This is a genomic window from Streptomyces sp. BE20 (genome assembly GCF_036322525.1).
Taxonomy (GTDB): domain Bacteria; phylum Actinomycetota; class Actinomycetes; order Streptomycetales; family Streptomycetaceae; genus Kitasatospora.
The window spans coordinates 309227-331811 of sequence record NZ_JAQYWW010001090.1; the positions used below are offsets into that span (position 1 = coordinate 309227).

The following is a 22585-nucleotide window of genomic DNA, read 5'->3' on the forward strand; positions in this document are numbered from 1 at the left end:
GTTACGCCCGGCCCGTTACGCCCGGGCCGCTGCCGCCCGGCCCTTCGGCCGTCGAGCCGTCGCCACCGCCCCCCGGTGACTACCAGCGGGCCGCCGACGGCAACGGCTCCCCGTACCAGAGCTCGACCAGGTGCCGGGCGATCGAGATCCCCGACGGCGGAAGGATCTCCCCCGCCGCCATCCCGGCCCGCAGCTCCTCCCGGGAGAACCAGCGCGCCTCGGCCAGCTCCTCGCCGTCCACGGTGATCGTGGTGCCCGACGGATCCGCCTTGCCCATGAAGCCGAGCATCAGGCTGGACGGGAACGGCCACGGCTGGCTGGCCACGTAGGAGACGGCGGAGACCCGGACCCCGGCCTCCTCGTACACCTCGCGGACGACCGCCTGCTCGATCGACTCCCCCGGCTCGACGAAGCCGGCCAGCGTCGACCAGCGTCCCTCGGGCCAGAGCGCCTGGCGGCCGAGCAGGCAGCGGTCCTCGTCGTCGGTGATCATCATGATCACCGCCGGGTCGGTGCGCGGGTAGTGCTCGGCCGCGCAGGACGTGCACCGCCGCACGTGACCGGCCCCGGCCTTCTCGGTCGGGTGGCCGCAGCGCGAGCAGAAGCTGTGCAGCCGGTGCCAGTGCTCCAGCGCGACGGCGTGCACCAGCAGCCCGGCGTCCCGGCCGGAGAGCAGGGCGCCGACCTCGCGCAGCCCGGCCGGGCGGGCGTCGCCGTCCAGCCGCCCCGGCAGGCTCTCGCCCGCCAGCGCGAAGTAGGAGACGCCGTCCTCGTCGGTGCCGAGGAAGTACCGGTCGCCGGTCTGCGGCGCCTCGAAGGAGGGCATCAGGACCAGCTCGGTCCCCTGCCCGGTGTCGACCACGAAGGCCTCGCCGCCGGCGATCGGCAGCACCTTGGTGGTCGGGTGGCTCCAGGCGGCCGCCAGCCAGGGTTCGTCGAACCGGTGCTGGGCCGCCCGGTCCACCCCGGCCCGGGCCAGCGCCAGGTGCAGCGGGTGTTCGGTCTCAGGCACGGTGCTCAACTGTTTCCATCCCCACGTGATGTGTCCTCCGGACGGTTCGGGTTCACTCGCTCGCGCTGCCCGGCCGCCAGTTCTCGGCCAGGTCGGCCCAGAGGTAGGCGGCGGTCTCCACACCCTTGGCCAGCAGGTCCAGCTCGACCTTCTCGTCGACCGAGTGCCAGCCGTCCGAGGGCACCGAGATGCCGAGGAACAGCACCGGCGCGCCGAGCACGTCCTGGAGGTCGGCGGCCGGGCCGGAGCCGCCCTCCCGGGTGAAGAGGATCTTCTGTTCGAAGGCCCGCCCCATCGCCCGGACGGTGGACTGCAGCGCCGGGTGGTCGAGCGGGGTCAGGCAGGGCCGGGTCGCCCCCGGGAAGACCAGCTCGTACCGGATGCCCGCCGGGACCCGGTCGGCCACCCAGGCGCGGACGGCCTCCCGGACCTTCTCCACCTCCTGTCCGGCGACCAGCCGGAAGGAGAGCTTGAGGTGGGCCGAGGAGGGCACGATGGTCTTGCCGCCGGGGCCGGTGTAACCGCCCCAGATGCCGTTGACCTCGGCGGTCGGCCGGGCCCAGATCCGCTCCAGGGTGGAGTATCCGGCCTCGCCGAGGGTGCCGTACGACTTGGCGACCCTCAGCCACTGCGCCTCGTCGAAGGGCAGCTCGGCGAAGAGCTCGCGCTCGCGCTCGGTCAGTTCGATCACGCCGTCGTAGAAGCCGGGGACGGCGACCCGGCGGTCCGCGTCGTGCAGGCCGGCGGCCAGGTCGGCGGCAACGGCGGCCGGGTTGGGCACGGCGCCGCCGAACGAGCCGGAGTGGATGTCGGTGTCCGGCCCGTACAGGTCGATCTGGGCGTCGGCCAGGCCGCGCATGCCGGTGCAGACGGTCGGCGTGGTCTCGGACCACATCCCGGTGTCCGAGATGATCACCACGTCGGCGGCGAGCCGCGCGGCCTCGCGCCGGACCAGGTCGGCGAAGTGCGGCGAGCCGGACTCCTCCTCGCCCTCGATCAGCAGCTTGAGGTTGACGGCCGGCGCGGTGCGGCCGGTGGCGGCCAGGTGGGCCCGCACCCCCAGGGTGTGGAAGAAGACCTGGCCCTTGTCGTCGGCGGCGCCGCGGGCGAACAGCTGCTTCCCGACCACGGTCGGCTGGAACGGCTCGGTCGCCCAGCCGTCCTCCTTGGCCGCCGGCTGCACGTCGTGGTGCCCGTAGACCAGCACGGTCGGCGCGGACGAGTCCCCGGACGGCCACTCGGCGAAGACCGCCGGCAGGCCGTCCGTCTCCCAGACCTCGGCCACCGGGAAGCCGGTGTCGCGCAGCTTCGCGGCCAGCCACTCGGCGGAGCGGCGCACGTCGTCGGCCCGGCCGGGATCGGCGGAGACCGAGGGGATGCGGAGCCAGTCGGCGAGGTCCGCGAGGAAGGCGGCCTGGTGCTGGTCGATGAAGGCGCGGACGACGCTGTCCGGAGTTCTCGTCATACGGACGACTTTAGTTCGCCCGTGCGGGTCGGACGGGCCCCGGTCCCGGCCGGTGGACACCGGAAGGCCTGTAACGTCCGTCACCCCCGGCCGCAGGGGGGCGGCGACCGGGGGTGACGGGGGCGGGAGGACGGTGCTCAGCCGGAGCGCCGCAGCAGTGAGATCCGCGAGCGGGTGAGCAGTGCGGCCAGCGCCACCGCGAGCAGCGGCAGCAGGACCACGGTGGCTCCGACGTTGAGCCAGGGGAAGACCACGATGCCCTTGGCGGTCTCCTCCTGGAGGCTCATCCCCGGGTAGGCCTGCGCGGCGGCCTCGACCTTGCGCAGCGCCACGGCGGGCACGACCCCGGCGACGGCACCGAGCAGGGCGCCCATCGCGGCGATGACGCCGCACTGGAAGCCGGAGAGGGTGCGCCGGACCCGGGGCGCGGCGCCGACCGCCGCGAGGGTGGTCAGGTCCCGCTGGGAGTCGGCGGCGGCGAGACCGGTGGCGATGCCCGCGGCGCCGAGGGCGACCAGGCCCGCGAAGGCGGTGAGCCCGAGGGAGATCAGGTCGTTCTCCGACCGGTAGCCGCGCTCGACCTCGAAGTCGGTGCCGTCGGACAGCTTGGCGAGCGCGCCGCGGACCTTCTGCTCCGCCCGGTCGGTCGGCGCGGTCCCGGGCAGCCAGACCGAACCGGAGTCGCTGGTGGTGAGACCGAGGCGGACGGCGGTGTCGGCGCCGAGCACGGCGTCGCCACCGGCCTGGACCGGCGCTTCGACGTGGACGGCGTCGACGGTGACGGGGTGGACGACCGGCTCCCGGTCGGGGGTGACCGGCTGGTTCGGGTCGTCCGGCTCGGTGAGTTCGAACGTCACCTTCCCGTCCTTGATGTAGCGCTGGTCGAAGACCACGACCTTGCCGGCGGCGAGCGCCTGGGCGCCGGCCGGGTCGGTGGCGCCGTAGAGGTTGCGCAGCAGGTTGCCGTCGCCGGCCTGGACGCTCCCGAAGGAGCTGCCGCGGGAGACGTACGCCGACCTGCAGCGCGGGTCCTCGCGGAGCAGCCGCTCGGCCTCGCCGTCGATCATGACGGACCGCTTGCCCCAGACCGGGCAGCGCAGTTCCTCGGGCAGGACGATGCCGACGTGGCCGCAGGAGCCGTTGGTGGCCCGGCAGTCGCCCTTGTAGTTGACGCGCCGGACGTCGGCGCGCTCGCCGAGGGCGGGGATGTTGTCCTGCACGGCGCCGCGCAGCTGCGGGAGCATCGAGCCGTCGGAGGCGGCGCCCCAGCCGTTGGTGACGATGACCGCGTTGGCCGGGCCGGCGGCGGTGTACTCGCGCCGGTGCTGCTCGTCGCTGCTGGCGCCGTAGATGCCGACGGCGACGGAGCCCGCGACGGCGGCCATCACGGCGGCGACCGCGGGGGCGGTGCGGCCGCGGTGGCGGACGGAGTCGCGCAGGGCGAGGCGGGGGCCGAGCGGCAGCCAGCGGCCGATCCGGCCGAAGAGGCCGACCAGGTAGGGGGTGAGGGCGACCATGCCGAGTTCGGCGACGGCCGAGCCGCCGAGGACGGCCGTCGAGCGGCTGCCGAAGCCGCCGGTGGCGCCGAGCAGGGCGAGGGCGGAGCCGGCGCCGAGCATCGCCAGGCCGAGCAGGGCGAGCTTGCGGCTCGGCGGCTTGAGGCTGTCGCGGCCGGTGAGCGCGGCCACGACGTCCTGGCGGGAGGCCTGGACGGCGGGGACGACGGCCGCGAGCAGGCCGGTGACCAGGCCGATCAGCAGGATGCCGAGCAGGTCGACCGGCTGCAGGTCGAAGTGGCCGAACCGCTCCCCGGCGTAGCTCTCCGCGGAGGTGCGCAGCGCGGCGACCAGGCCGATACCGGTGACGAGGCCGACGGCCGCGCCGGTGAGGCCGAGGACGACACCGCCGCCGAGGACGACGGCGCGGACGTTGGCGCGGTCACCGCCGCCGGCGGCGAGCAGGCCGAGCTGCCGCCGGGAGCGCCGGGCACCGACGGCGAAGGCGGGGCCCGCGAGGAGCACGATCTCCAGCAGGGCCATGCCGACGACGGTGGCGAGGATGACGACGGAGGTCTTGTCGAGGAACGGGGTCGCGCCGCCGCCCCGGCGGTCCTGGTAGTCGTAGAACGGCACCTCGGAGCGGGCCGGCGGGTCGAGCATGACGGCGCGGGAGCTGACGGTGAATCCGTGCTTGTTGAGCTCCTGGACCTTGGCCCAGTCGACGACACTGCCCGCGGGGAGCTTGACCAGCCAGCGGTCCTCGGAGTCGGAGGAGGAGCCGCGGCCCCGGTGCGCATCGGCGCCGGGCAGTTTGCCGAGCGGGTCGATCAGGGCGCCGGGCCGGGCCATGACGGCGGCGGTGCGCAGGTCGCCGGGGTACTCGGCGACACCGGTGATGGTGTACGGGGTGGCTTCGAGGCCGCGCGGGGCGGTCCGGTCGCCGATCCGCAGCCCGGAGCGGTCGAGGAAGTCCCGGGTGACGGCGACCTCGTGGTCGGCGCTCGGGGCGCGGCCCCCGACGAGGTCGATCCGTCCGCGCCAGACCGGGTCGGTGAGGTCGGCCTCGACGGTCTTGACGTTGACGAGGCCGTCGCGGGTGCTGCTGGCGGTGTAGGGGCCCTGGCGCACGGGGACGAGGGTGGCGCCGGCCGGCAGGAGCTGCTTGACGAGTTCGCCGGGCTCGGTGGCGAGGCTGCGCTTCTGCTCGGGGGTGTGGACGGGCTGCCCGTTCTCCTTCTTGGCCTCCTCGGCGCTCTCCAGGTGGAAGTCGGACTCCGGGTCCGGCGGCTGGAGCACGATGGAGCCGCGTTCGAGCAGGCGGATCTCGGCGGCGGACTGGCCCATGGTGCGGACGACCTTCTCGCCCGGGTCGAGTTCGGCGCTGCGGAAGACGATGTCGGCGCCGGCCACGCCGAGGACGGGCAGGGCGACCATGGCGACGACGAGGGCACTGCGGCCCTTGGCGCGCAGGGCGTCACGGCGGGCGATGCGCAGGGCGACCCGCCAGGCGCTGAGCTTCACTGCTCCACCGGGCCCTTCGCGTTGGCGGCGGCGGCGACGAGGAGGCTGCCGGCGTCCTGGCTGACGCTCTCGTCGACCATGCGGCCGTCGCGGAGGAACACGACGCGGTCGGCCCAGGCGGCGTGCCGGGGTTCGTGGGTGACCATCATGGCGGCGGCGCCCTCGTCGCAGCGGGCGCGCAGGACGGCGAGGACCGACTCGCCGGTGGTGGAGTCGAGGGCGCCGGTGGGCTCGTCGGCGAGGACGAGGCGGCGGTCGCCGATGAGGGCGCGGGCGATGGCGACGCGCTGCTGCTGGCCGCCGGACATGTCGTCGGGGAAGCGGTCGGCGAGTTCGGGGATGCCGAGCTCTTCGAGGGCGACGAGGGCCTCGCGGCGGGCGGCGCGGCCGGAGAGGCCGTCGAGTTCACGCGGGAGGGAGATGTTCTCGGCGGCGGTGAGGGCCGGTATCAGGTTGTAGTCCTGGAAGACGTAGCCGACGGATCGGCGGCGGACCTCGGCGAGCCGCTTGCGGTCGAGTCCGCCGAGGGCGACGCCTTCGACGAGGACCTGGCCGTCGGTGGGGGTGTCCAGGCCGCCCGCGAGGGTGAGCAGGGTGGACTTGCCGGACCCGGACGGGCCCATGACGGCGACGAACTCCCCGGGGTGGACCTTGAGGTCGACGCCGCGCAGCGCCCGCACCTCGCCGGCGCCCTGCCCGTGGACGCGGGTGACGTTGTCCAGGTGCAGGACGGGCTTGCGGCCGTCCCTGGTCGGATCGGTGTGGGACACGATTCCCCCTGCTGTGGTGGGGCCCGCCGCATCGTGTGGTGCGGCCGGGCCGGTGGTTCGTCGGTGCGTACGGTGTCGGGGTCCGTACGGGGTGGGCCGCCGGGGCGGCTCAGGCCGTGGTGCGGCGGCGTCCGATCCGGCGGGGCGCGGGCGCTGGCGCGGGGTCGTTCTGCCGGTTCTCGGCGGCGCGGGCCTGTTCGATCTCGGCGCGCTGGGCGAGCCGGGTCTCGCAGTGGTCGAGCCAGCGGACCTCGGCCTCGGTCTGGAAGATGAGCTGTTCGAGGACGAGCAGCCAGGCCAGGTCGGCGCCGGTGCCGTCGTCCGTCGCGGCCGTCCCGCCGGTGGCGGTGGGGCGGCCCTCGCCGGCGAGGGCGCGGCCCTTGAGCCGGGTGTAGTCCTGGAGCGCCTTGATGCTGTGCCGGCGCTGGCTCTGGACGACGGCGGGCACGTCGACGCCGGGGACGGTGACGGCCATGGCGAGCTTGATGGCGAGCTCGTCGCGGGGCGGGTTGGTGCGCGGCACCGGGCTGTCGAACCAGGCGTGCAGTTCGGCCCGGCCGGCGTCGGTGACGGCGTAGAACTGGTGCCCTTCGTCGTCCTCGCCGGCGGGGACGACCAGTCCGTCGCGTTCCAGGCGGGCGAGGGTGGTGTAGACCTGGCCGACGTTGAGCGGCCAGGTGGCGCCGGTGCGCGCCTCGAACTCGGTTCTCAGCTGGTAGCCGTAGCGTGGCCCCTGGTCGAGCAGGGCGAGCAGGCCGTGACGGATGGACATACCGAGTATGTATACCGGGTATGCCCGGCAGGTCAAACCGAGCCCCCGCGGCCGAGCCGCGCCGGGCCGTACCGGCCGCTCCCGCGCCCGCCGGGGACAGCGGCCGCGCACCGGCCCCCGGCGAGCGGGTACCGTCGTGCGGTGTGAGCCAGTTGCGCATCGCCACCTTCAATCTGCTGCACGGTCAGCCCCTCGCCCCGGACGGCGCCCCCCGCCCCTACCCGGCCGACCCCGGCGGGCCGCTGGCGGAGGCGGTGGCCGCACTGGACGCCGACGTGCTGGCCCTCCAGGAGGTGGACCGGCACCAGGCCCGGTCCGGCGGCACCGACCAGGCCGCCGTCGCCGCCAAGGCGATGGGCGCGGCCGACTGGCGGTTCGCCGCCGCCCTGCACGGCCGGCCCGCACCGGTGGCCGGCTGGGTGCCCGACCTCTCGGTGCCCGCCGGGATCCAGGTCTACGGGCCGGGCGAGGTCGGCGACGACGCCCCGCCCGCGTACGGCACGGCGCTGCTGACCCGGCTGCCGGTGCTGCACTGGCGGGCCCGCCGGTTCGCGCCCGCCCCGTTCGGGCTGCCGCTGCGGGTGGCCGGACGCCGCGGGCTCACCCCCGTCCCCGACGAGCCGCGGGCCGCGCTGGCCGCGGTGCTGGAGGGCGGGAACGGACCGTTCACCGTGGTGGCGGCGCACCTGTCGTTCGTGCCCGGCTGGAACATGGCGCAGCTCGCCGGGATCCGGCGCTGGATCGCCGACCTGCCGCAGCCGTACCTGGTGCTCGGCGACTTCAACCTGATCGGCGCGGTGCCGCGCACCGTCCTGGGCTCGGCGGCGGCGCTGGACCGCACCGCGCCCCGCGCGAAGGTCCGCGAACTGCGGGCGGCCCGGCGGGCCCGGCCGCAGTTCACCGACGCCCGCCGGCGCCGGGTGCGCGAGCCGCGGGCCCGGCTGCAGGGCTGGTACGACCTCGCCCGCACGCCCACCTACCCGTCGCACCGGCCGGCGGTCCAGTTCGACCACGTGCTGGCGATCGGCGTGCCGCGCGCCGCCGTCGGCCCGGCAGCCGCTCCACTCACCGGGGTCTCGGACCACCGGCCGCTGGTGGTGGAGGCCTCACTCTGACCGACCGCCGGGGGCCGGGGCGGCCGGCCCCGCCACCGCCGGACGGGAGAGCTGGCCGTTCTGGTGCGGGACGTGCGGGACGTTCGCGGCCGGGTCCGGCCGGTCGGCGACCGGCTGCGGGTCGTACTGGAGCAGCAGCATGGCGGCGTCGTCGCCGAGCTGGCGGCCGACGTGGCGGACCACGTCCTCGTGCAGGCGGCGCAGCACGTCGGCCGGGCGTCCGTCGGCGCAGACCGGGAGCCGGTCCGCGAGCGGGTAGAAGACGCCTGCCCGGTCCCGCGCCTCGATGACGCCGTCGGTGAAGAGCAGCACCCGGTCGCCGTGGCGCAGCGGGACGCGGTGCACCGGCGGCCGGACGTCGGCCGGGTCGAGGACGCCGAGCGGGGGCACCGTCTCGGCGAGTTCGAGCGGCCGTACCGGTTCGGTCCCGCGCAGCAGCAGCGGGGCCGGGTGGCCGCAGTTGACGATCTCGGCGGTGCCGTCGGACCGGACGCCGATCAGGACGAGGGTGACGAACTCCTCCTCCACGCCCGGGTGGTCGTTCTCGTGCAGGGCGCGGTCGAGGCTGACGGCGAGCCAGCCGGCCACCCGGTCGAGGGCGGCCTCCTGGTGGGCGGCCTCGCGGAAGGCTCCGAGCACGGCGGCGGCGGTCTCGACGGCGCCGAGCCCCTTGCCGCGGACGTCACCGACCACGGCCCGGACGCCGTGCCGGGTGTTGACGACCTCGTAGAGGTCGCCGCCGATCCTGGCGTGCGCGGCGGCGGCCTCGTAGTGAACGGCCGCCTTGACGGTGCCGACCCGCTCGGGCACGGGCCGGAGCAGGACCCGTCGGGCGATCGAGGCGACCAGCTGGGCGTCGGCGAGGAGCTGTTCCTGGCGCAGCCGCAGGGTGGCGCTGACCCACCCGATCGCGGCGACCAGGACGATGGCGAAGACGGTGGCGCTGTGCACGGACTCGCCGAGCACGTCGTTGTGGAAGGCCATCAGGAAGGCGGCGGCCTCGGTGCAGGCGCCGATGGCCAGCGGGTACCAGGTGCGCCGGCTGACCACGGCGGCCAGGGCGGGGACGGCGGTGAGCGCCGGTTCGACGGTGACGGCGGCGTCGGTGAAGTAGTCGAGGACGACGACCAGCGCCATGCCGATGAACGGCAGCGTGAGTGCCGTCCTCGGCCAGGTGCCGGTCGCGCCGGGTGCGGTTCCCGGGGTCGGCCCGGCGAACCGTTCTCTGATCCATCCGGTCGCGCTCAACTTCGGTCTCTCCAGCAGAAGACGCCGATGCCCGGGGGGCACCTGCGGTGATGACTGAGGGTTAGGGAATGCGGGCGTCGCTGGCGGCCGGAGCACGGGGGTTGACCGGTTACCGACCCCACAATAGGCGCGAAACGTGCACTACGCACAGGTTTCGCCCGATGCCGTGATGACTTGAATGCTCTCCGTGACTCATTCTTCACTGTTCCCGATCAGGAGCCGTTCCAACTCTTTTCGGTCGGGAAGTCCTGCGGGTTGTTCGATCCGGCCACTGCGGACGTACAGGAAGGAGGCCGTGACCTGCTCCAGGGGAACGCCGGCCTGTTCGGCCCAGGCGAGCCGGTAGACGGCGAGTTGGAGCGGATCGGCGGTCTCCTCGCGGTGCGTCTTCCAGTCCACCACTTCGTAGCGTGACGCGCCGCCGAATTCTGACCCGCCGTCACCGTCACGGTAGACCGCGTCGATCCGGCCGCGCACCACCCGGCCCGCCAGCACCAGATGGAACGGCGCCTCGACCCGGTGCGGCTCCCGGTCCGCGTACGGCGTGCGCAGGAACGCCTCCTTGAGCCGCTCCAGGTCCCGCTCGTCCTCGATGCCGTCGTCGTCGGCGCCGGGCAGCGCGTCCGGCCCGATCAGCATCAGCGGCTCGATCCGGGACTGCACCCAGGCGTGGAAGCGGGTGCCGCGGCGGGCGGCGGGCTGCGGCGGGCGCGGCATCGGCCGGGCCAGGTCGTGCGCGAAGCCGTCCGGGTCGGCGGCCAGGCGCAGCAGCTGGGTGGCGGACAGCGAGGCCGGCAGCGGCACCTCCCGCACACCGCGCCGGAAGCGCTCCAACTCTCCCGTCAGCGCCTTCAGATCGCGGTCCCAGGAGTCGACCAGGCGGCGGTCCTCGGGGGCCATCGGGCCGGGTTCGGGGGCGGGCTGCCCGGCGAGCCGCCCGAGCACCACCTCGGCGACCCGGCGGCGGGCGTGCTGGGCGGCCGGGTCGAGCGGCAGCGGCCAGGGGCGTTCGACGGGCGAGGCCAGCGCCGGGTTCTCGGCGCCCTTGGCCGGCTGCTCGGCCCAGTGCTCGATCTCGCCGTTGCCGGGCTCCTCGCAGTGGTCGCGCAACTGCTCCAGGAAGGCGGACGGGCCGCGCGGGGTCTTCTGGCTGGGCCCCCACCAGTGGCCGGAGGCGAGCAGCAGGGCTCGCGGCCGGGTGAAGGCGACGTAGCCGAGACGCAGTTCCTCGGTGCCGGAGTGTTCGGCGAGCGCGGCCTTGAACGCGGTCATCGACTTTCCGGTCCAGCCGTCGCGCACGTCGGGCAGGGTGGCCCCGTCGCCGCGCAGGGCGTGCGGGAGGACGCGCTTGGTGCTGGTCCAGCGCTCGCGCGCGGTGGAGGACGGGAAGGCGCCGCGGACCAGGCCGGGGACGGCGACGACGTCCCACTCCAGCCCCTTCGACTTGTGCGCGGTGAGCACCTTGACGGTGTCCTCGCCGCCGGGAAGGCCGGCGTCGAGGCCGCGGTCGTGCTCCTGGGCGGCGCGCAGGAAGCCGAGGAAGGCGGCCAGGCCCGGGTCGCCGTCGAGGTCGGCGAAGGAGGCGGCGACGTCCAGGAAGGCGTGCAGGGTCTCCCGGCGGCGGGCGGCCAGCGCCTGCGGCGAGGCCGCGAGTTCGACCTCCAGACCGGTCGCGGCGAGGACCCGGTGCAGCACGTCCATCAGCGGCTCCGCCAGCGAGCGGCGCAGGTCGCGCAGTTCGCGGGCGAGCCGGGCGAAACGCACCCGGGCCTCGGGCGAGAACGGCAGTTCGTCGGGCTGGTCGCGGTCGAGGAAGGTCTCCAGCGCGTCGGCCAGCGAGACCACCTCGGTGGGGTCGGTCTCGGCGACGGCGGCGGCCAGCGGTTCGACGCCGTCGGGCCGGGCGGTGCGGACCAGGTCGGCGGCGCGCCGGCCGAGCAGGGCGAGGTCGCGCGGGCCGATCCGCCAGCGCGGGCCGATCAGCAGCCGGACCAGGGCGGCGTTGGCGGTGGGGTCCTGGAGCACCTCGCAGACCGCGACCAGGTCCGCGACCTCGGGCAGGTGGAGCAGCCCGCCGAGGCCGACCACCTCGACCGGCACGTCGCGGGCGACCAGCGCGGCGTGGATGTCGGGGAAGGCCGCGCCGCCGCGGCAGAGCACCGCGATCCGGCCGGGCGCGGTGCCGGTGCGCACGAGGTGGGCGACCGAGTCGGCCAGCCAGTCGATCTCCTCGGCGTGGGTGGGCAGCAGCGCGGCCCGCACGAAGCCGTCGTGCTCGGCGCCGGGGGCCGGGCGCAGCGCCTCGACGCCCTCGTGCATCGCGCGCAGCGGCGCGGCCAGCCGGTTGGCGAAGGCGAGCAGCCGCCCGCCGCTGCGGCGGTTCTCGCTGAGCGCGTACCGGTCCGCCGGGGCGCCGTCGGCCCGGGGGAAGTGCCGGGGGAACTCGTCCAGGTTGGCGACGGAGGCGCCGCGCCAGCCGTAGATGGCCTGGCAGGGGTCTCCGACGGCGGTGACCGGGTGTCCGGACGGGCGGCCGTCCGGGCCGGCGCCGAAGAGACCGGCGAGCATGAGTCGCTGGGCGACCGAGGTGTCCTGGTACTCGTCGAGCAGGACGACCCGGAACTGGCCGCGCAGCAGGGCGCCGACCTCGGGGCGCTGCTGGGCGAGCCGGGCGGCGGCGGCGATCTGGTCGCCGAAGTCCATCAGCCCGGCGGTGGCCTTGCGGCGCCGGTAGTCCTCGACCAGGCGGAGCAGTTCCAGGCGGGCCCGGGCGGCGGTGGGGACGGCCCGCAGGTCGTCGTTGGTGAGCCTGGCGGTGGCGAGGGTGTCGAGCAGTTCCTCGTCGAAGGCGCGCAGGGTGTCGGGGTCGACGAGGTGCTCGGCGAGTTCGCCGTCCAGCGCGATGAGGTCGGCGACGAGGTTGGCGAAGGTGCCGGTGAGGGCCGGGAAGGGGCCGCGGGCGGTGCGCAGCACCTTGGCGGCGAGCTGGAACCGGGTGGCGTCGGCGAGCAGGCGGACGTCGGGTTCGATGCCGATCCGCAGGCCGTGCTCCTTGAGGAGGCGGCCGGCGAAGGCGTGGTAGGTCGAGATCTCGGGTTCGCCGAGCGGTTCCTCGCCGGGGTCCGGAGCCCGCTCCCAGCCGTCGGCCGAGGACACCCCCGGCCCGCCGAGGCGCAGCAGGGCGGTGCGGACGCGTTCGGCGAGCTCACCGGCGGCCTTGTTGGTGAAGGTGAGGCCGAGCACCTCCTCGGGGCGGACGGCGCCGGAGCCGACCAGCCAGACGACGCGGGCGGCCATCACGGTGGTCTTGCCGGAGCCGGCGCCGGCGACGATGACGGCCGGCTGGAGGGGGGCGCCGATGGCCGCCATCTGTTCCCGGTTGAAGGGGATGCCCAGCAGCTCCTTGAGCTGGTCGGGGTGGCTGAGCACGGCGGTCACCTCGTAACGGTAACGGGGGGTACGGACAGGTCGGGCCGTGCGGGAGGGCCGCTGTGGCGACCCTCACTGCCGCACCGGGCCCCGCCCGCCCTTCGTCGCACGGGCCGGGGACGCCCGAAGGCCCGGGCCACCGCGCCGGCCCGCGCTCCTCCTCGTTCCGGCTACTCCACGATCTGGGCACCGTCGCGCTGGGCGGAGCAGCTGCGGCGGAAGGAACAGCGGTCGCAGCCCGCCCCGGTCTGCGGGACGAACCGTTCGGCGAGGATCCTCCCGGCCGCGTCGGCGAGCAGGTTCTCGACCCACGGTTCGCCCTCGGGCGGCTCCTGCCGCTGCACCTTGGGCGCGTCCGGTACGGCCTTGTCGGGCTTGCGCAGCTGGACCAGCTCGGCGCCGCCGGCCTCCGGGGCCCGGCCGTCGAAGCCGGGCAGCTCGTTGAGCGCACCGGCCCGGACGGCGAGCTGGTAGACGGCGAGCTGCTTGTGGTCGGGCAGCGACTTGTCGGTGGGCGCCTCCTTGCCCGTCTTGAAGTCGACCACGTAGGCGCGCCCGGCCTCGTCCTTCTCGACCCGGTCCATCGAGCCGCGGATCCGCACCCGGACCCCGCCCGCGTCGAGCGTGACGTCGAAGCCGTGCTCGGTCGCGACGACGTCGCGGCCCCGGCCCATCACGTGCCAGGTGAGGAAGCGTTCCAGGGCGGCGCGGGCCTCGGTCTTCTCCTGCTGGGACTTCCACGGCGCGTCGAAGGCCAGCGCGTCCCAGACGGTGTCCAGGCGCTCCATCAGGACGGCCAGGTCGGCGGGGGAGCGTCCGGAGCCGACCTCGTCGGCGAGGGCGTGCACGACGTTGCCGAAGCCCTGCGCGGCGGAGGAGGAGCCCCGCGCCTTGACCTCCTTGTCGAGGAACCACTGGAGCGAGCAGTTCTCCAGCTGCTCCAGGCCGCTGCCGGAGAGCCGGATCGGCAGGTCGGCGTCGCGCAGCGGGTCGGGGGCGGCGGTGGCGTCGTCCAGGCCCCACCACGCGTCGGGCCGGGCGGCGGGGACGAGCGGCCGGTTCTCCTCGTCGGTGGCGAGGGCGAGGGTGGCGAGCCGTTCGGCGGCGGCCCGGCGCAGCTCGGGCGAGCGGGCGGGGTCGACGGTGACCGCGCGCAGTTCGGCGACCAGCGCGGCGACGGAGAGCGGACGGCGCGGGCGGTGGGTGACGTCCTCGACGGTCACCGGAGGGGTACGGCGGACGACCCGGCCGGTCCGGGGGTCGACGTCCTCGCGGTAGAGCTCGCGCAGGAACCGGGAGGGCTGGTCGCCGTCGTCGGCGGGCGCCTTGACGGCGGTGACGACCAGCCGCTCCTTGGCCCGGGTGGCGGCGACGTAGAAGAGCCGGCGCTCCTCGGCGAGCAGGGCGGCCGGGGTGAGCGGCTCGGCGAGGCCGTCACGGCCGATCCGGTCGGCCTCCAGCAGCGAGCCGCGGCGGCGCAGGTCGGGCCAGAGGCCGTCCTGGACGCCGGCGACGACGACCAGCCGCCACTCCAGGCCCTTGGAGCGGTGGGCGGTCATCAGCCGGACCGCCTCGGGGCGGACGGCCCGCACGGTGAGGGTGTCGGCGGCGATGTCCTGCGCCTCCAGCTCGGCGAGCAGGTCGAGGGCGCCGCGGTGGCCGGTGACCTGTTCCTCGGCGCGGGCCGCGGTCTCGAAGAGCGCGCAGAGGGCGTCGAGGTCGCGGTCGGCGTTGCGGCCGGCGCCGCCGCCGCGCAGGGCGGCCCGCTCCAGGCGTTCACGCCAGCGGCGGGAGCCGTCCCACAGCTCCCAGAGGGCCTCCTCGGCGGTGCAGCCGCCGGCCAGGCGTTCGCGGACCTTGCGCAGCAGGGTGCCGAGGTCGTGGGCGCGGCGGGCGTAGGGGGCGTCGAGGACGACGAGCTGCTCGGGTTCGGCGAGGGCCTCGCGGATCAGCTCGCCGGCCGGGCGCGGCACGGCCGCGGGACGGCTCACGGCGGCGGACGCGGACGGGCCGGCAAACCCGACGGCCCCCGGCTCGGCGTCCGTCCCGGCCCCGGCGGCGGCCCCGGCGGCGGTCTCGACGGCGGTCTCGACACGCCGCGCCTCGGCACGCAGCGCGGCCCGCTCCTCCTCACGCAGGACACGGCCGAGCCGGCGCAGGTCGGCGCCGTCGAGGCCGCCGAGCGGCCCCGTGAGCAGGGTGTGCGCGAGGTCGGTGGTCAGCGGATCGGGTGCCCCGGGGTCGTGCCGGTCCCGGACGGCCTGCTCGGCGCAGACCCGCAGGGCGAGCAGCAGCTGGGCGACGGCCGGCTCCTCGCGCAGCGGCAGGTCGTCGCCGTCGATCTCCAACGGGACGCCGGCCGCGCCGAGTGCCCGCCGGACGCCGGGGATGGAGCGGGCACCGGCCCGCACCAGGACCGCCATCTCGCCCCATGGCACGCCGTCCTCCAGGTGGGCGCGGCGCAGCAGGTCGGCGACGGAGTCCAGCTCGGTACCGGGGGTGGGGTAGGTGTAGACCTCGACCCGGCCGCCCTCGCGGGCGGGCAGCAGGGTGCGGTGCTGGGCGAGCTTGTCGGCGGGCAGCCGGCCCATCGGCATCCGGCGGGTGAGTTCGCGGGCGGCGGAGAGCAGGACGGCACCGGAGCGGCGGGACACCCGGAGCACCTTGACGTCGGCGGGGCGGCCGTCGGCGTGCCGGAAGGTCTGCGGGAACTCCAGGATGCCGTTGATGTCGGCGCCGCGGAACGCGTAGATGGACTGGTCGGGGTCGCCGACGGCGACCAGTTCCCGCCCGCCGCCGGCCAGCCGGCGCAGCAGCCGGACCTGGGCGGGGTCGGTGTCCTGGTACTCGTCGACGAAGACGGCGTCGTAGCGGTCCCGCAGCCGCTCCTCGACCTCGGGGCGTTCGGCGAGCAGCACGGCGCGGTGGACGAGCTCGGCGTAGTCGAGGACACCGCGCAGGTCGAGGACGTCGAGGTACTCGGCGAGGAAGTGGGCGGCGGCGGCCCAGTCGGGGCGCCGGACACCCTCGGCGAACCGGGCCAGCTCGGCCTCTCCGAGCCCCAGCTCGCGGCTGCGGGCGAGGACGGCGCGGACCTCGTCGGCGAAACCGCGGGTGGTGAGGCAGGCGCGCAGGTCGAGCGGCCAGCCGATCCGCGACCTGCCGAGCCGGGAGTCCTCGGCGCCGCCGGCGAGCAGCTCGCGGACCATGACGTCCTGTTCCGGGCCGGAGAGCAGGCGCACCGGCTCGGCGTAGTCCGCCGGGTCCTGGTGGGCGCGGAGCAGGGCGTAACAGAAGGAGTGGAAGGTGGTGGCCTGCGGGGCGGCGGCCCCGGCACCGGCCGTGGTGACGCCGAGCCGGCCGGCCATCCGGTCGCGCAGCTCCATCGCCGCCCTGCGGCTGAAGGTGAGCACGAGGATCCGGTCGGGGTCGGTGCCGCGCTCGATGCGCCGGGCGACGGCCTCCACCAGGGTCGTGGTCTTGCCCGTCCCCGGTCCTGCGAGCACCAGCAGCGGGCCACCCGTGTGCTCGGCCACGGCGCGCTGGTAGTCGTCCAGCACGGGCGGGGCGGGCGGCACGAGGGGGCTGCGCACCAGTCGATAGGGGGAGCTCACGGACGTCCTGGGGGTCGTACTTCGGGCAACGGCGGGCGGGCCCGCCGAGGGGCCCGCCGTATCGAGCCTACGATCCTGCCCCGTCATTCCCGTCCGCGCACGGGTTTCGTCTCACATGGCCGGCGGAGAACGGGACCGCCTCCGCGCTACCGGGCCGGACCCGGCGTGCGGTCACTCCCCGGCCGGTTCGCCGTCCCAGCGGGCCCGCCCGAGGTCGACCCGGGGCGGGTCGGCGAGCTCGCGCAGCGGGGTGCCCTCCTCGGCGTAGCGGGCGAGCGCGCGGTGCTCGTGGCCGGGCAGGAAGCGGCCGTCGGCGCGGATCACCCGCCACCAGGGCACGGCGCCGCCGTACAGGGCGAGCACCCGGCCGACCTGGCGCGGGCCGCCCTGACCGAGGTACTCGGCGATGTCCCCGTAGGTCATCACCCTGCCGGGTGGAATCCGCTCGGCCAGGTCGAGCACCAGTTCGGCGAAGGGTGGCAGCTCTCCGCGCTCACCGTCGTCGTGGGCGTCCGTCACCTGCGGCATTCTTCCGCATCCCGCCGGACCCGGGGGCCCGTACGAACGATCCGCCGCGCCCGATCCGGCCCCTGTCCAGCGCGGGACGCCGCGGCATGCCACCATCTTCGGGGCGGTGAGTGGTGATACGAGGACAAGACCAGATGACCGGGACGGCCGACGTGAGTGTGGACGAGGGCTCCGACGAGTCCTCCCCAGCCGTGCCCGCAGGTCCCGGCGGCGGGTCCGCCACCGAGCCGTCGCCGGCAGTCTCCCTGATCAAGGACCGGACGATCAAGACCCCTCGGCCGACCGGCCCCGGGACGGAACCGGGAACGGCGACGGGGGCCGGGACGGCCGCCGGCCTCCCGGCCCAGCTGCCCGCGCCGGAGTCCTCGCCCGAGCCCGACGCAGGAGCCCGGCTCGGAGCCGGGTCGGAACCCGCCGCGACCGGGACCGACGGTCTCGGCCCGGGCGGACCCGACCCGCTGGACGACCCGCCGCACCTGGACGTCGACGAGCCCCTGCTCGCCGCCCGCGCCCACCGCCCCTCGGACCTGATCCGCTTCCTGGCCGGCGTGCTCGGCCTGGTCGCGGTCTTCGTGCTCGCCGGTGTGGCGACCTCGACCACCACCGGCATCGAACTGGACATCGCCTCCAACGCCCCCCGCTTCTCCCCGGTCCTCGCCACCATCACCGGCCTGGTCTCCAGCGTCGCCGTCCTGGCCGTCCCGCTCGCCTTCGCGGTCGAACGGCTGATCAAACGCGACGGCCTGCGGGTCGCCGACGGCGTTCTCGCCTCGGTGCTCGCCTACGGTGTCTCCCTGGGCATCGACTGGTGGGTCGCCGAGGGCGCCTCCGACCACATCAGGGACGCCCTCACCCGCCTCCCGCTGGACTCCAACGGCACCCTGACCGACCCGGTGCACGGCTACCTCGCCCCGGTGATCGCCTACATGACGGCCGTCGGCATGTCGAGCCGCCCGCGCTGGCGGGTCGCCCTCTGGGTCGTGGTGATCTTCAGCGGCATCACCGAACTGCTCGGCGGCTACACCACCCCGCTCTCCCTGCTGCTCACCGTGCTGATCGGCTGGTCCGTCGCCTACGGCACCCTGTACGCGATCGGCTCGCCGAACATCCGGCCCACCGGCCAGCACCTGATGATCGGTCTGCGCAAGGTCGGCTTCACCCCGGCCAGCGCCCACCGCGCCCCGGACGCCCCCGGCGGCACCCGCCGCTACCTCGTGGCCCAGCAGAGCGGCCCGCCGCTGGACGTCCACATCGTCGACCGCGAACAGCAGGCCTCCGGCTTCTTCTACCGGGCCTGGCGCCGGCTGCGGCTGCGTTCGGTCGCCGTCCGGCGCAGCCCCCAGTCGCTGCGCCAGGCGCTGGAGCAGGAGGCGCTGATCGCGTACGCGGCCGCCGCCTCGGGTGCCCGGGCCCCGCAGCTGGTCGCCACCTCCGAGCTCGGCCCGGACGCCGCGATCCTGGTCTACGAGAACGTCGAGGGCCGCACCCTGGACGACCTCTCCGACGACGAGATCACCGACCAGGTGATGGCCTCGCTGTGGGAGTCGGTCGCCGCCCTGCACGAGCGCCGGATCGCCCACCGCCGGCTCACCGGCGAGTCGATGCTGGTGACCGACGAGAAGACGGCCTGCCTGGTCAACCTCTCCGGCGGGGACATCGCCGCCACCGACCTGACGCTGCGCATCGACGTCGCCCAGCTGCTCACCACGTTCGCGCTGCGGATCGGCCCGGAACGGACGGTCGCCACCGCCAACGCGGTGCTCGGCGCCGACCGGGTCGCCCAGGCGCTGCCGCTGCTCCAGCCGGTCGGCATGAGCCGCTCCACCCGCGTCGACCTGAAGCGGCTCAGCAAGGAACGGAAGGCCGCCGCCCAGGCCAGGGCGCTGGAGCAGGTCGCCGCCGGGGAGCGCACCCAGCAGCAGGCCGAGGAGGACATCGCGCTGGCCGGCGAGGACCTGCTCAGCCGGATCCGCGGCCAGATCCTGCAGATCGCCCCCGAGGCACCGATGGAGCCGGCCAAGCTGGAGCGGCTCAAGCCGAAGACCCTGATCATGGTGATCGCGCTCACCTTCGCCGCGTACCTCGCGCTGACCACCATCAAGCCGGCGCAGCTCAAGCTCTCCCAGATGGACTGGGCCTGGGCGGCGGTGGCCCTCGCCGCGGCGGCCTTCTCGTACATCGCCGCGTCGATGAGCCTGACCGGCTTCGTCCCGGAGAAGCTGCCGTTCCGCCGCACGGTGGCCGCCCAGCTCGCCGGGTCCTTCGTCAAGCTGGTCGCCCCGGCGGCGATCGGCGGCATCGCGCTGAACACCCGCTACCTGCAGAAGGCGGGCATCCGCTCCGGCCAGGCGGTCGCGTCGGTCGGCGCCTCCCAGCTGGCCGGCCTGGCCGGGCACCTGCTGCTGCTCTTCAGCTTCGGTCTGATCACCGGCAGCCAGACCAACGGCGACCTCTCGGCCTCCCGCGCGGTGATCATCGGCGTGCTGACCGCCGCCGTGCTGGCCCTGGTGGTCGCGGCGGTCGCGCCGCTGAGGCGGTTCGTGCTGAACCGGCTGCGCTCGCTCTTCTTCGGCGTGGTCCCGCGGATGCTCGACCTGATGCAGACGCCCAGCAAGCTGGTCAGCGGCTTCGGCGGCATCCTGCTGCTGACGCTCTCCTTCACCGCCTGTCTGGACGCCTCGGTACAGGCCTTCGGCGGCTCGATCTCCTTCTCCGCGGTGGCCGTGGTCTTCCTGACCGCCAACGCGGCGGGCTCCGCCATCCCGACCCCCGGCGGCATCGGCCCGGTCGAGTTCGCGCTGATCGGTGCGCTCACGGTGGCCGACGTACCGCCGACCGTCGCCACCCCGGCGGTCTTCCTCTACCGGGCGCTCACCTTCTGGCTGCCGGTGCTCCCCGGCTGGATCTCCTACAACGTGCTCCAGCGCAAGGGCGCGCTGTAACCCGGCCGACCGGCGCGAACCGGGTGGCCAGCGCAGCCGGCGGGACCCGGGCGACCGGGCGCGGGCCCGGGTACGCGAAAGGGCCCGCCGGAGCGGGCCCTTCCACGGTCCCGGTCAGTACACCGGCTTGTGCGGCTCGATCTGGTTCACCCAGCCCAGCACGCCGCCGCCCAGGTGGACGGCGTTGGCGAAGCCGGCCGACTTCACCACGGCCAGCACCTCGGCCGAGCGGACGCCCGACTTGCAGTGCAGCACGATCTTCCGGTCCTGCGGCAGCTGCTCCAGCGCGTTGCCCATCAGGAACTCGTTCTTCGGGATCAGCACGGCACCGGGGATGCTGACGATCTCGTACTCGCCGGGCTCGCGGACGTCGATCAGGTAGATGTCCTCCTGGTCGTCCTGCCACTGCTTGAGCTGCTTCGAGGTGATCGTCGAACCGGCGGCGGCCTCCTGGGCCTCCTCCGACACGACGCCGCAGAATGCCTCGTAGTCGATCAGCTCGGTGACGGTCGGGTTCTCGCCGCAGACCGCGCAGCCCGGGTCCTTGCGGACCTTCACCTGGCGGTAGTTCATCTCCAGGGCGTCGTAGATCATCAGACGGCCGACCAGCGGGTCGCCGACCCCGGCCAGCAGCTTGATGGCCTCGGTGACCTGGATCGAGCCGATCGACGCGCAGAGCACGCCCAGCACGCCGCCCTCGGCGCAGGACGGAACCATGCCCGGCGGCGGGGCCTCCGGGTAGAGGCAGCGGTAGCAGGGGCCGTGCTCGGCCCAGAACACGCTCGCCTGGCCGTCGAAGCGGTAGATCGAACCCCACACGTACGGCTTGCCGAGCAGCACCGCGGCGTCGTTCACCAGGTAGCGGGTGGCGAAGTTGTCGGTGCCGTCGACGATCAGGTCGTAGCCGGAGAAGATCTCCAGCACGTTGGAGTTGTCGAGGCGCTCCTCGTGGAGGATCACGTCGATGTAGGGGTTGATCTCCTTGACCGAGTCCCGTGCCGACTCGCCCTTGGAACGGCCGATGTCCGACTGGCCGTGGATGATCTGACGCTGCAGGTTCGACTCGTCGACCACGTCGAACTCGACGATTCCGAGCGTGCCGACACCGGCGGCGGCCAGATACATCAGCGCGGGCGAGCCCAGACCGCCGGCGCCGACGCACAGCACCTTGGCGTTCTTCAGGCGCTTCTGCCCGGCCATGCCCACGTCGGGGATGATCAGGTGGCGGGAGTACCTGCGGACTTCGTCAACGGTGAGCTCGTCGGCCGGCTCGACCAGGGGTGGCAGCGACACGGGGACTCCGATGGTCGTCATCTCAGGTGGCCGGGGCCAACCTCTTGTGGCTTGTTGCTCCGCCACCGAGGTGGCTCTGCTACGCCAACAGTGTCATGCCGCCCCTGTATTCCGAGACAGCTCGTCCGATGGGCGAGACGGCCCGCGTCGGATGGTGGGACCGCCGGCCGCGCGGCCCCCGCGGCCGAAAACCGGCCCGCCCGGGCCGCGAGGTGCCGACGGCGCGCCGCCGTCGGCCTCCCTCCGGCTCCCCCGACCCGCCCGGACGGGACCGGCGGCGGACCCGGACGGGTCAGACCCGGCAGGCCGTCTCCAGCCAGACGTCCCCCAGCGACTCCTCCAGCGGCACCTGTGTCCGCCAGCCGAGACGGTCCCGCGCCGTCCGGACGTCCGCCTGCCGCCACGGCACCGGCTCCCCCGACGGCACCCTCCCCTCGGCCGACCGGGACTCCGCCGGGCGGTGGCCCGGCAGGTGGTGACCGGAGCCGTGCCCGGGCAGGTGGTCCACCGTCCCACCGGCTTGCGCGGGCAGCAGGACCTGCCGGTTCTCCTCCACGATCGCCCCCTCGAAACCGGACGCCCGGACCAGCAGCTGGGCCGCCTCCCGGGCCCGGACGGCGTGCCCGCTGCCGATGTTGATCACCCCCGTGGCGGCCGACACCGCCGCCGCCTGGATCGCCCGCGCGACGTCCCGGACGTCCACGAAATCCCGGTATCCGGACAGGTCGGGCATCCGCACCTGGTTCTCCTCCCGCTCCAGCGCGCGCCGCAGCCCCTCGGCGAGCCGCCCGAACAGCGAGGCGGTCGGCGACCCCGGCCCGACCACGTCGAACACCCGCAGCACCGCCGCGTCCAGCCCGGAGGCCAGCACCAGCTCCGTCCCGGCCAGCTTCGAGACCCCGTACGGGCCGACCGGGCGCGGCTCGGCGCCCTCCGAGACCGGCACCCCTCCCGGCACCGGCCCGTACTCGGCCGCCGAGCCGACGTGCACCAGGCGGGCGGGCTCCCGGCTGCGCCGGATCGCCTCGCAGACGGTGGCCACGGCCAGCGTGTTGGCCCGGATCAGCGTGCGCGAACTGCCGTAGGTGGCACCCGCGCAGTTGATCACCACCTGCGGCACGACCGCGTCCAGGAACCGGGCCAGCGCACCCGGGCTGCCGGTGGTCAGGTCGAAGCGGATGTCGGCGGAGTCACGCCGGCCGAGCACCGTCACCTGCAACTCCGGATCCACGAGCAGACGATCGGTGACCCGACGGCCGATGAAACCGTCGGCGCCCAGCAGCAGCACCCTCATCGGGGGGCTTCCTTCCACGAAGCCAGACCGGGTACGGCCTGGCGGTCCTAGTGAACAACGGGATGTCGAACGGAACGGCGGAA

The 22585-nt window shown here is 74.8% G+C and carries 13 protein-coding genes; 2 read left to right on the forward strand and 11 right to left on the reverse strand.

Annotated features, from left to right (window positions below; genetic code table 11):
• Window positions 1–79: 79 nt before the first annotated feature.
• The 5 genes from nudC to PUR61_RS32890 all read right to left on the reverse strand — a co-directional run bounded on the left by nudC (window position 80) and on the right by PUR61_RS32890 (window position 7039).
• Window positions 80–1021, reverse strand: coding sequence for an NAD(+) diphosphatase (nudC, locus tag PUR61_RS32870; RefSeq protein ID WP_443034501.1), 942 nt, complete (start codon window positions 1019–1021; stop codon window positions 80–82).
• A gap of 43 nt (window positions 1022–1064) precedes the next feature.
• Window positions 1065–2477, reverse strand: a complete 1413-nt coding sequence (locus PUR61_RS32875) for a dipeptidase (RefSeq protein ID WP_329883152.1) — start codon at window positions 2475–2477, stop codon at window positions 1065–1067.
• Between the two features lie 137 nt (window positions 2478–2614).
• A complete protein-coding gene (locus PUR61_RS32880) occupies window positions 2615–5497 on the reverse strand; it encodes an FtsX-like permease family protein (RefSeq protein WP_329883153.1) in 2883 nt (960 codons plus the stop codon).
• Window positions 5494–6267, reverse strand: coding sequence for an ABC transporter ATP-binding protein (locus tag PUR61_RS32885; protein WP_329883154.1), 774 nt, complete (start codon window positions 6265–6267; stop codon window positions 5494–5496). Before PUR61_RS32885 ends, PUR61_RS32880 begins: the two co-directional genes overlap by 4 nt.
• 109 nt (window positions 6268–6376) lie before the next feature.
• Window positions 6377–7039 carry a PadR family transcriptional regulator gene (locus tag PUR61_RS32890; RefSeq protein ID WP_329883155.1) on the reverse strand — a complete coding sequence of 221 codons (663 nt, stop codon included), beginning with the start codon at window positions 7037–7039 and terminating at the stop codon, window positions 6377–6379.
• A 143-nt stretch (window positions 7040–7182) separates the two neighbouring features.
• Between PUR61_RS32890 and PUR61_RS32895 the strand changes: the two genes are divergently transcribed.
• Window positions 7183–8154, forward strand: a complete 972-nt coding sequence (locus PUR61_RS32895; RefSeq protein WP_329883156.1) for an endonuclease/exonuclease/phosphatase family protein — start codon at window positions 7183–7185, stop codon at window positions 8152–8154.
• Here PUR61_RS32895 and PUR61_RS32900 read toward each other — a convergent pair.
• The 4 genes from PUR61_RS32900 to PUR61_RS32915 form a co-directional block, all read right to left on the reverse strand.
• Window positions 8146–9402 (reverse strand): PP2C family protein-serine/threonine phosphatase, encoded by a 1257-nt coding sequence (locus PUR61_RS32900; RefSeq protein WP_329883157.1) that lies wholly within the window; start codon window positions 9400–9402, stop codon window positions 8146–8148. The genes PUR61_RS32895 and PUR61_RS32900 overlap by 9 nt on opposite strands.
• Window positions 9403–9594: 192 nt before the next feature.
• On the reverse strand, window positions 9595–12840 hold the full coding sequence (locus tag PUR61_RS32905; RefSeq protein WP_329883158.1) for an ATP-dependent DNA helicase: 3246 nt from the start codon (window positions 12838–12840) through the stop codon (window positions 9595–9597).
• Window positions 12841–13001: 161 nt separating this feature from the next.
• Window positions 13002–16532 (reverse strand): ATP-dependent helicase, encoded by a 3531-nt coding sequence (locus PUR61_RS32910; protein WP_443035274.1) that lies wholly within the window; start codon window positions 16530–16532, stop codon window positions 13002–13004.
• An 84-nt stretch (window positions 16533–16616) separates the two neighbouring features.
• The gene (locus PUR61_RS32915; protein ID WP_380355898.1) at window positions 16617–16973 is read right to left on the reverse strand and encodes an MGMT family protein; all 357 of its coding nucleotides are present in this window, start codon (window positions 16971–16973) and stop codon (window positions 16617–16619) included.
• Window positions 16974–17107: 134 nt separating this feature from the next.
• Here PUR61_RS32915 and PUR61_RS32920 point away from each other — a divergent pair, with 134 nt between their 5' ends.
• On the forward strand, window positions 17108–19915 hold the full coding sequence (locus PUR61_RS32920) for a flippase-like domain-containing protein (protein WP_329883161.1): 2808 nt from the start codon (window positions 17108–17110) through the stop codon (window positions 19913–19915).
• Between the two features lie 114 nt (window positions 19916–20029).
• Here PUR61_RS32920 and moeZ read toward each other — a convergent pair whose 3' ends face one another.
• Window positions 20030–21208: an adenylyltransferase/sulfurtransferase MoeZ gene (moeZ, locus tag PUR61_RS32925; protein ID WP_329883162.1), complete on the reverse strand. Its 1179-nt coding sequence runs from the start codon at window positions 21206–21208 to the stop codon at window positions 20030–20032.
• Between the two features lie 292 nt (window positions 21209–21500).
• Window positions 21501–22502, reverse strand: coding sequence for an NAD-dependent epimerase/dehydratase family protein (locus tag PUR61_RS32930; protein WP_329883163.1), 1002 nt, complete (start codon window positions 22500–22502; stop codon window positions 21501–21503).
• Window positions 22503–22585 lie beyond the last annotated feature (83 nt).

Excerpts from the sequence above, each read along its gene's own strand:
- PUR61_RS32930 (WP_329883163.1), bottom strand. The coding sequence starts at position 22,502 with ATGAGGGTGCTGCTGCTGGGCGCCGACGGTTTCATCGGCCGTCGGGTC.
- PUR61_RS32910 (WP_443035274.1), bottom strand. The coding sequence starts at position 16,532 with ATGACGGGGCAGGATCGTAGGCTCGATACGGCGGGCCCCTCGGCGGGC.
- PUR61_RS32875 (WP_329883152.1), bottom strand. The coding sequence starts at position 2,477 with ATGACGAGAACTCCGGACAGCGTCGTCCGCGCCTTCATCGACCAGCAC.
- PUR61_RS32890 (WP_329883155.1), bottom strand. The coding sequence starts at position 7,039 with ATGTCCATCCGTCACGGCCTGCTCGCCCTGCTCGACCAGGGGCCACGC.
- PUR61_RS32920 (WP_329883161.1), top strand. The coding sequence starts at position 17,108 with ATGACCGGGACGGCCGACGTGAGTGTGGACGAGGGCTCCGACGAGTCC.
- PUR61_RS32915 (WP_380355898.1), bottom strand. The coding sequence starts at position 16,973 with ATGCCGCAGGTGACGGACGCCCACGACGACGGTGAGCGCGGAGAGCTG.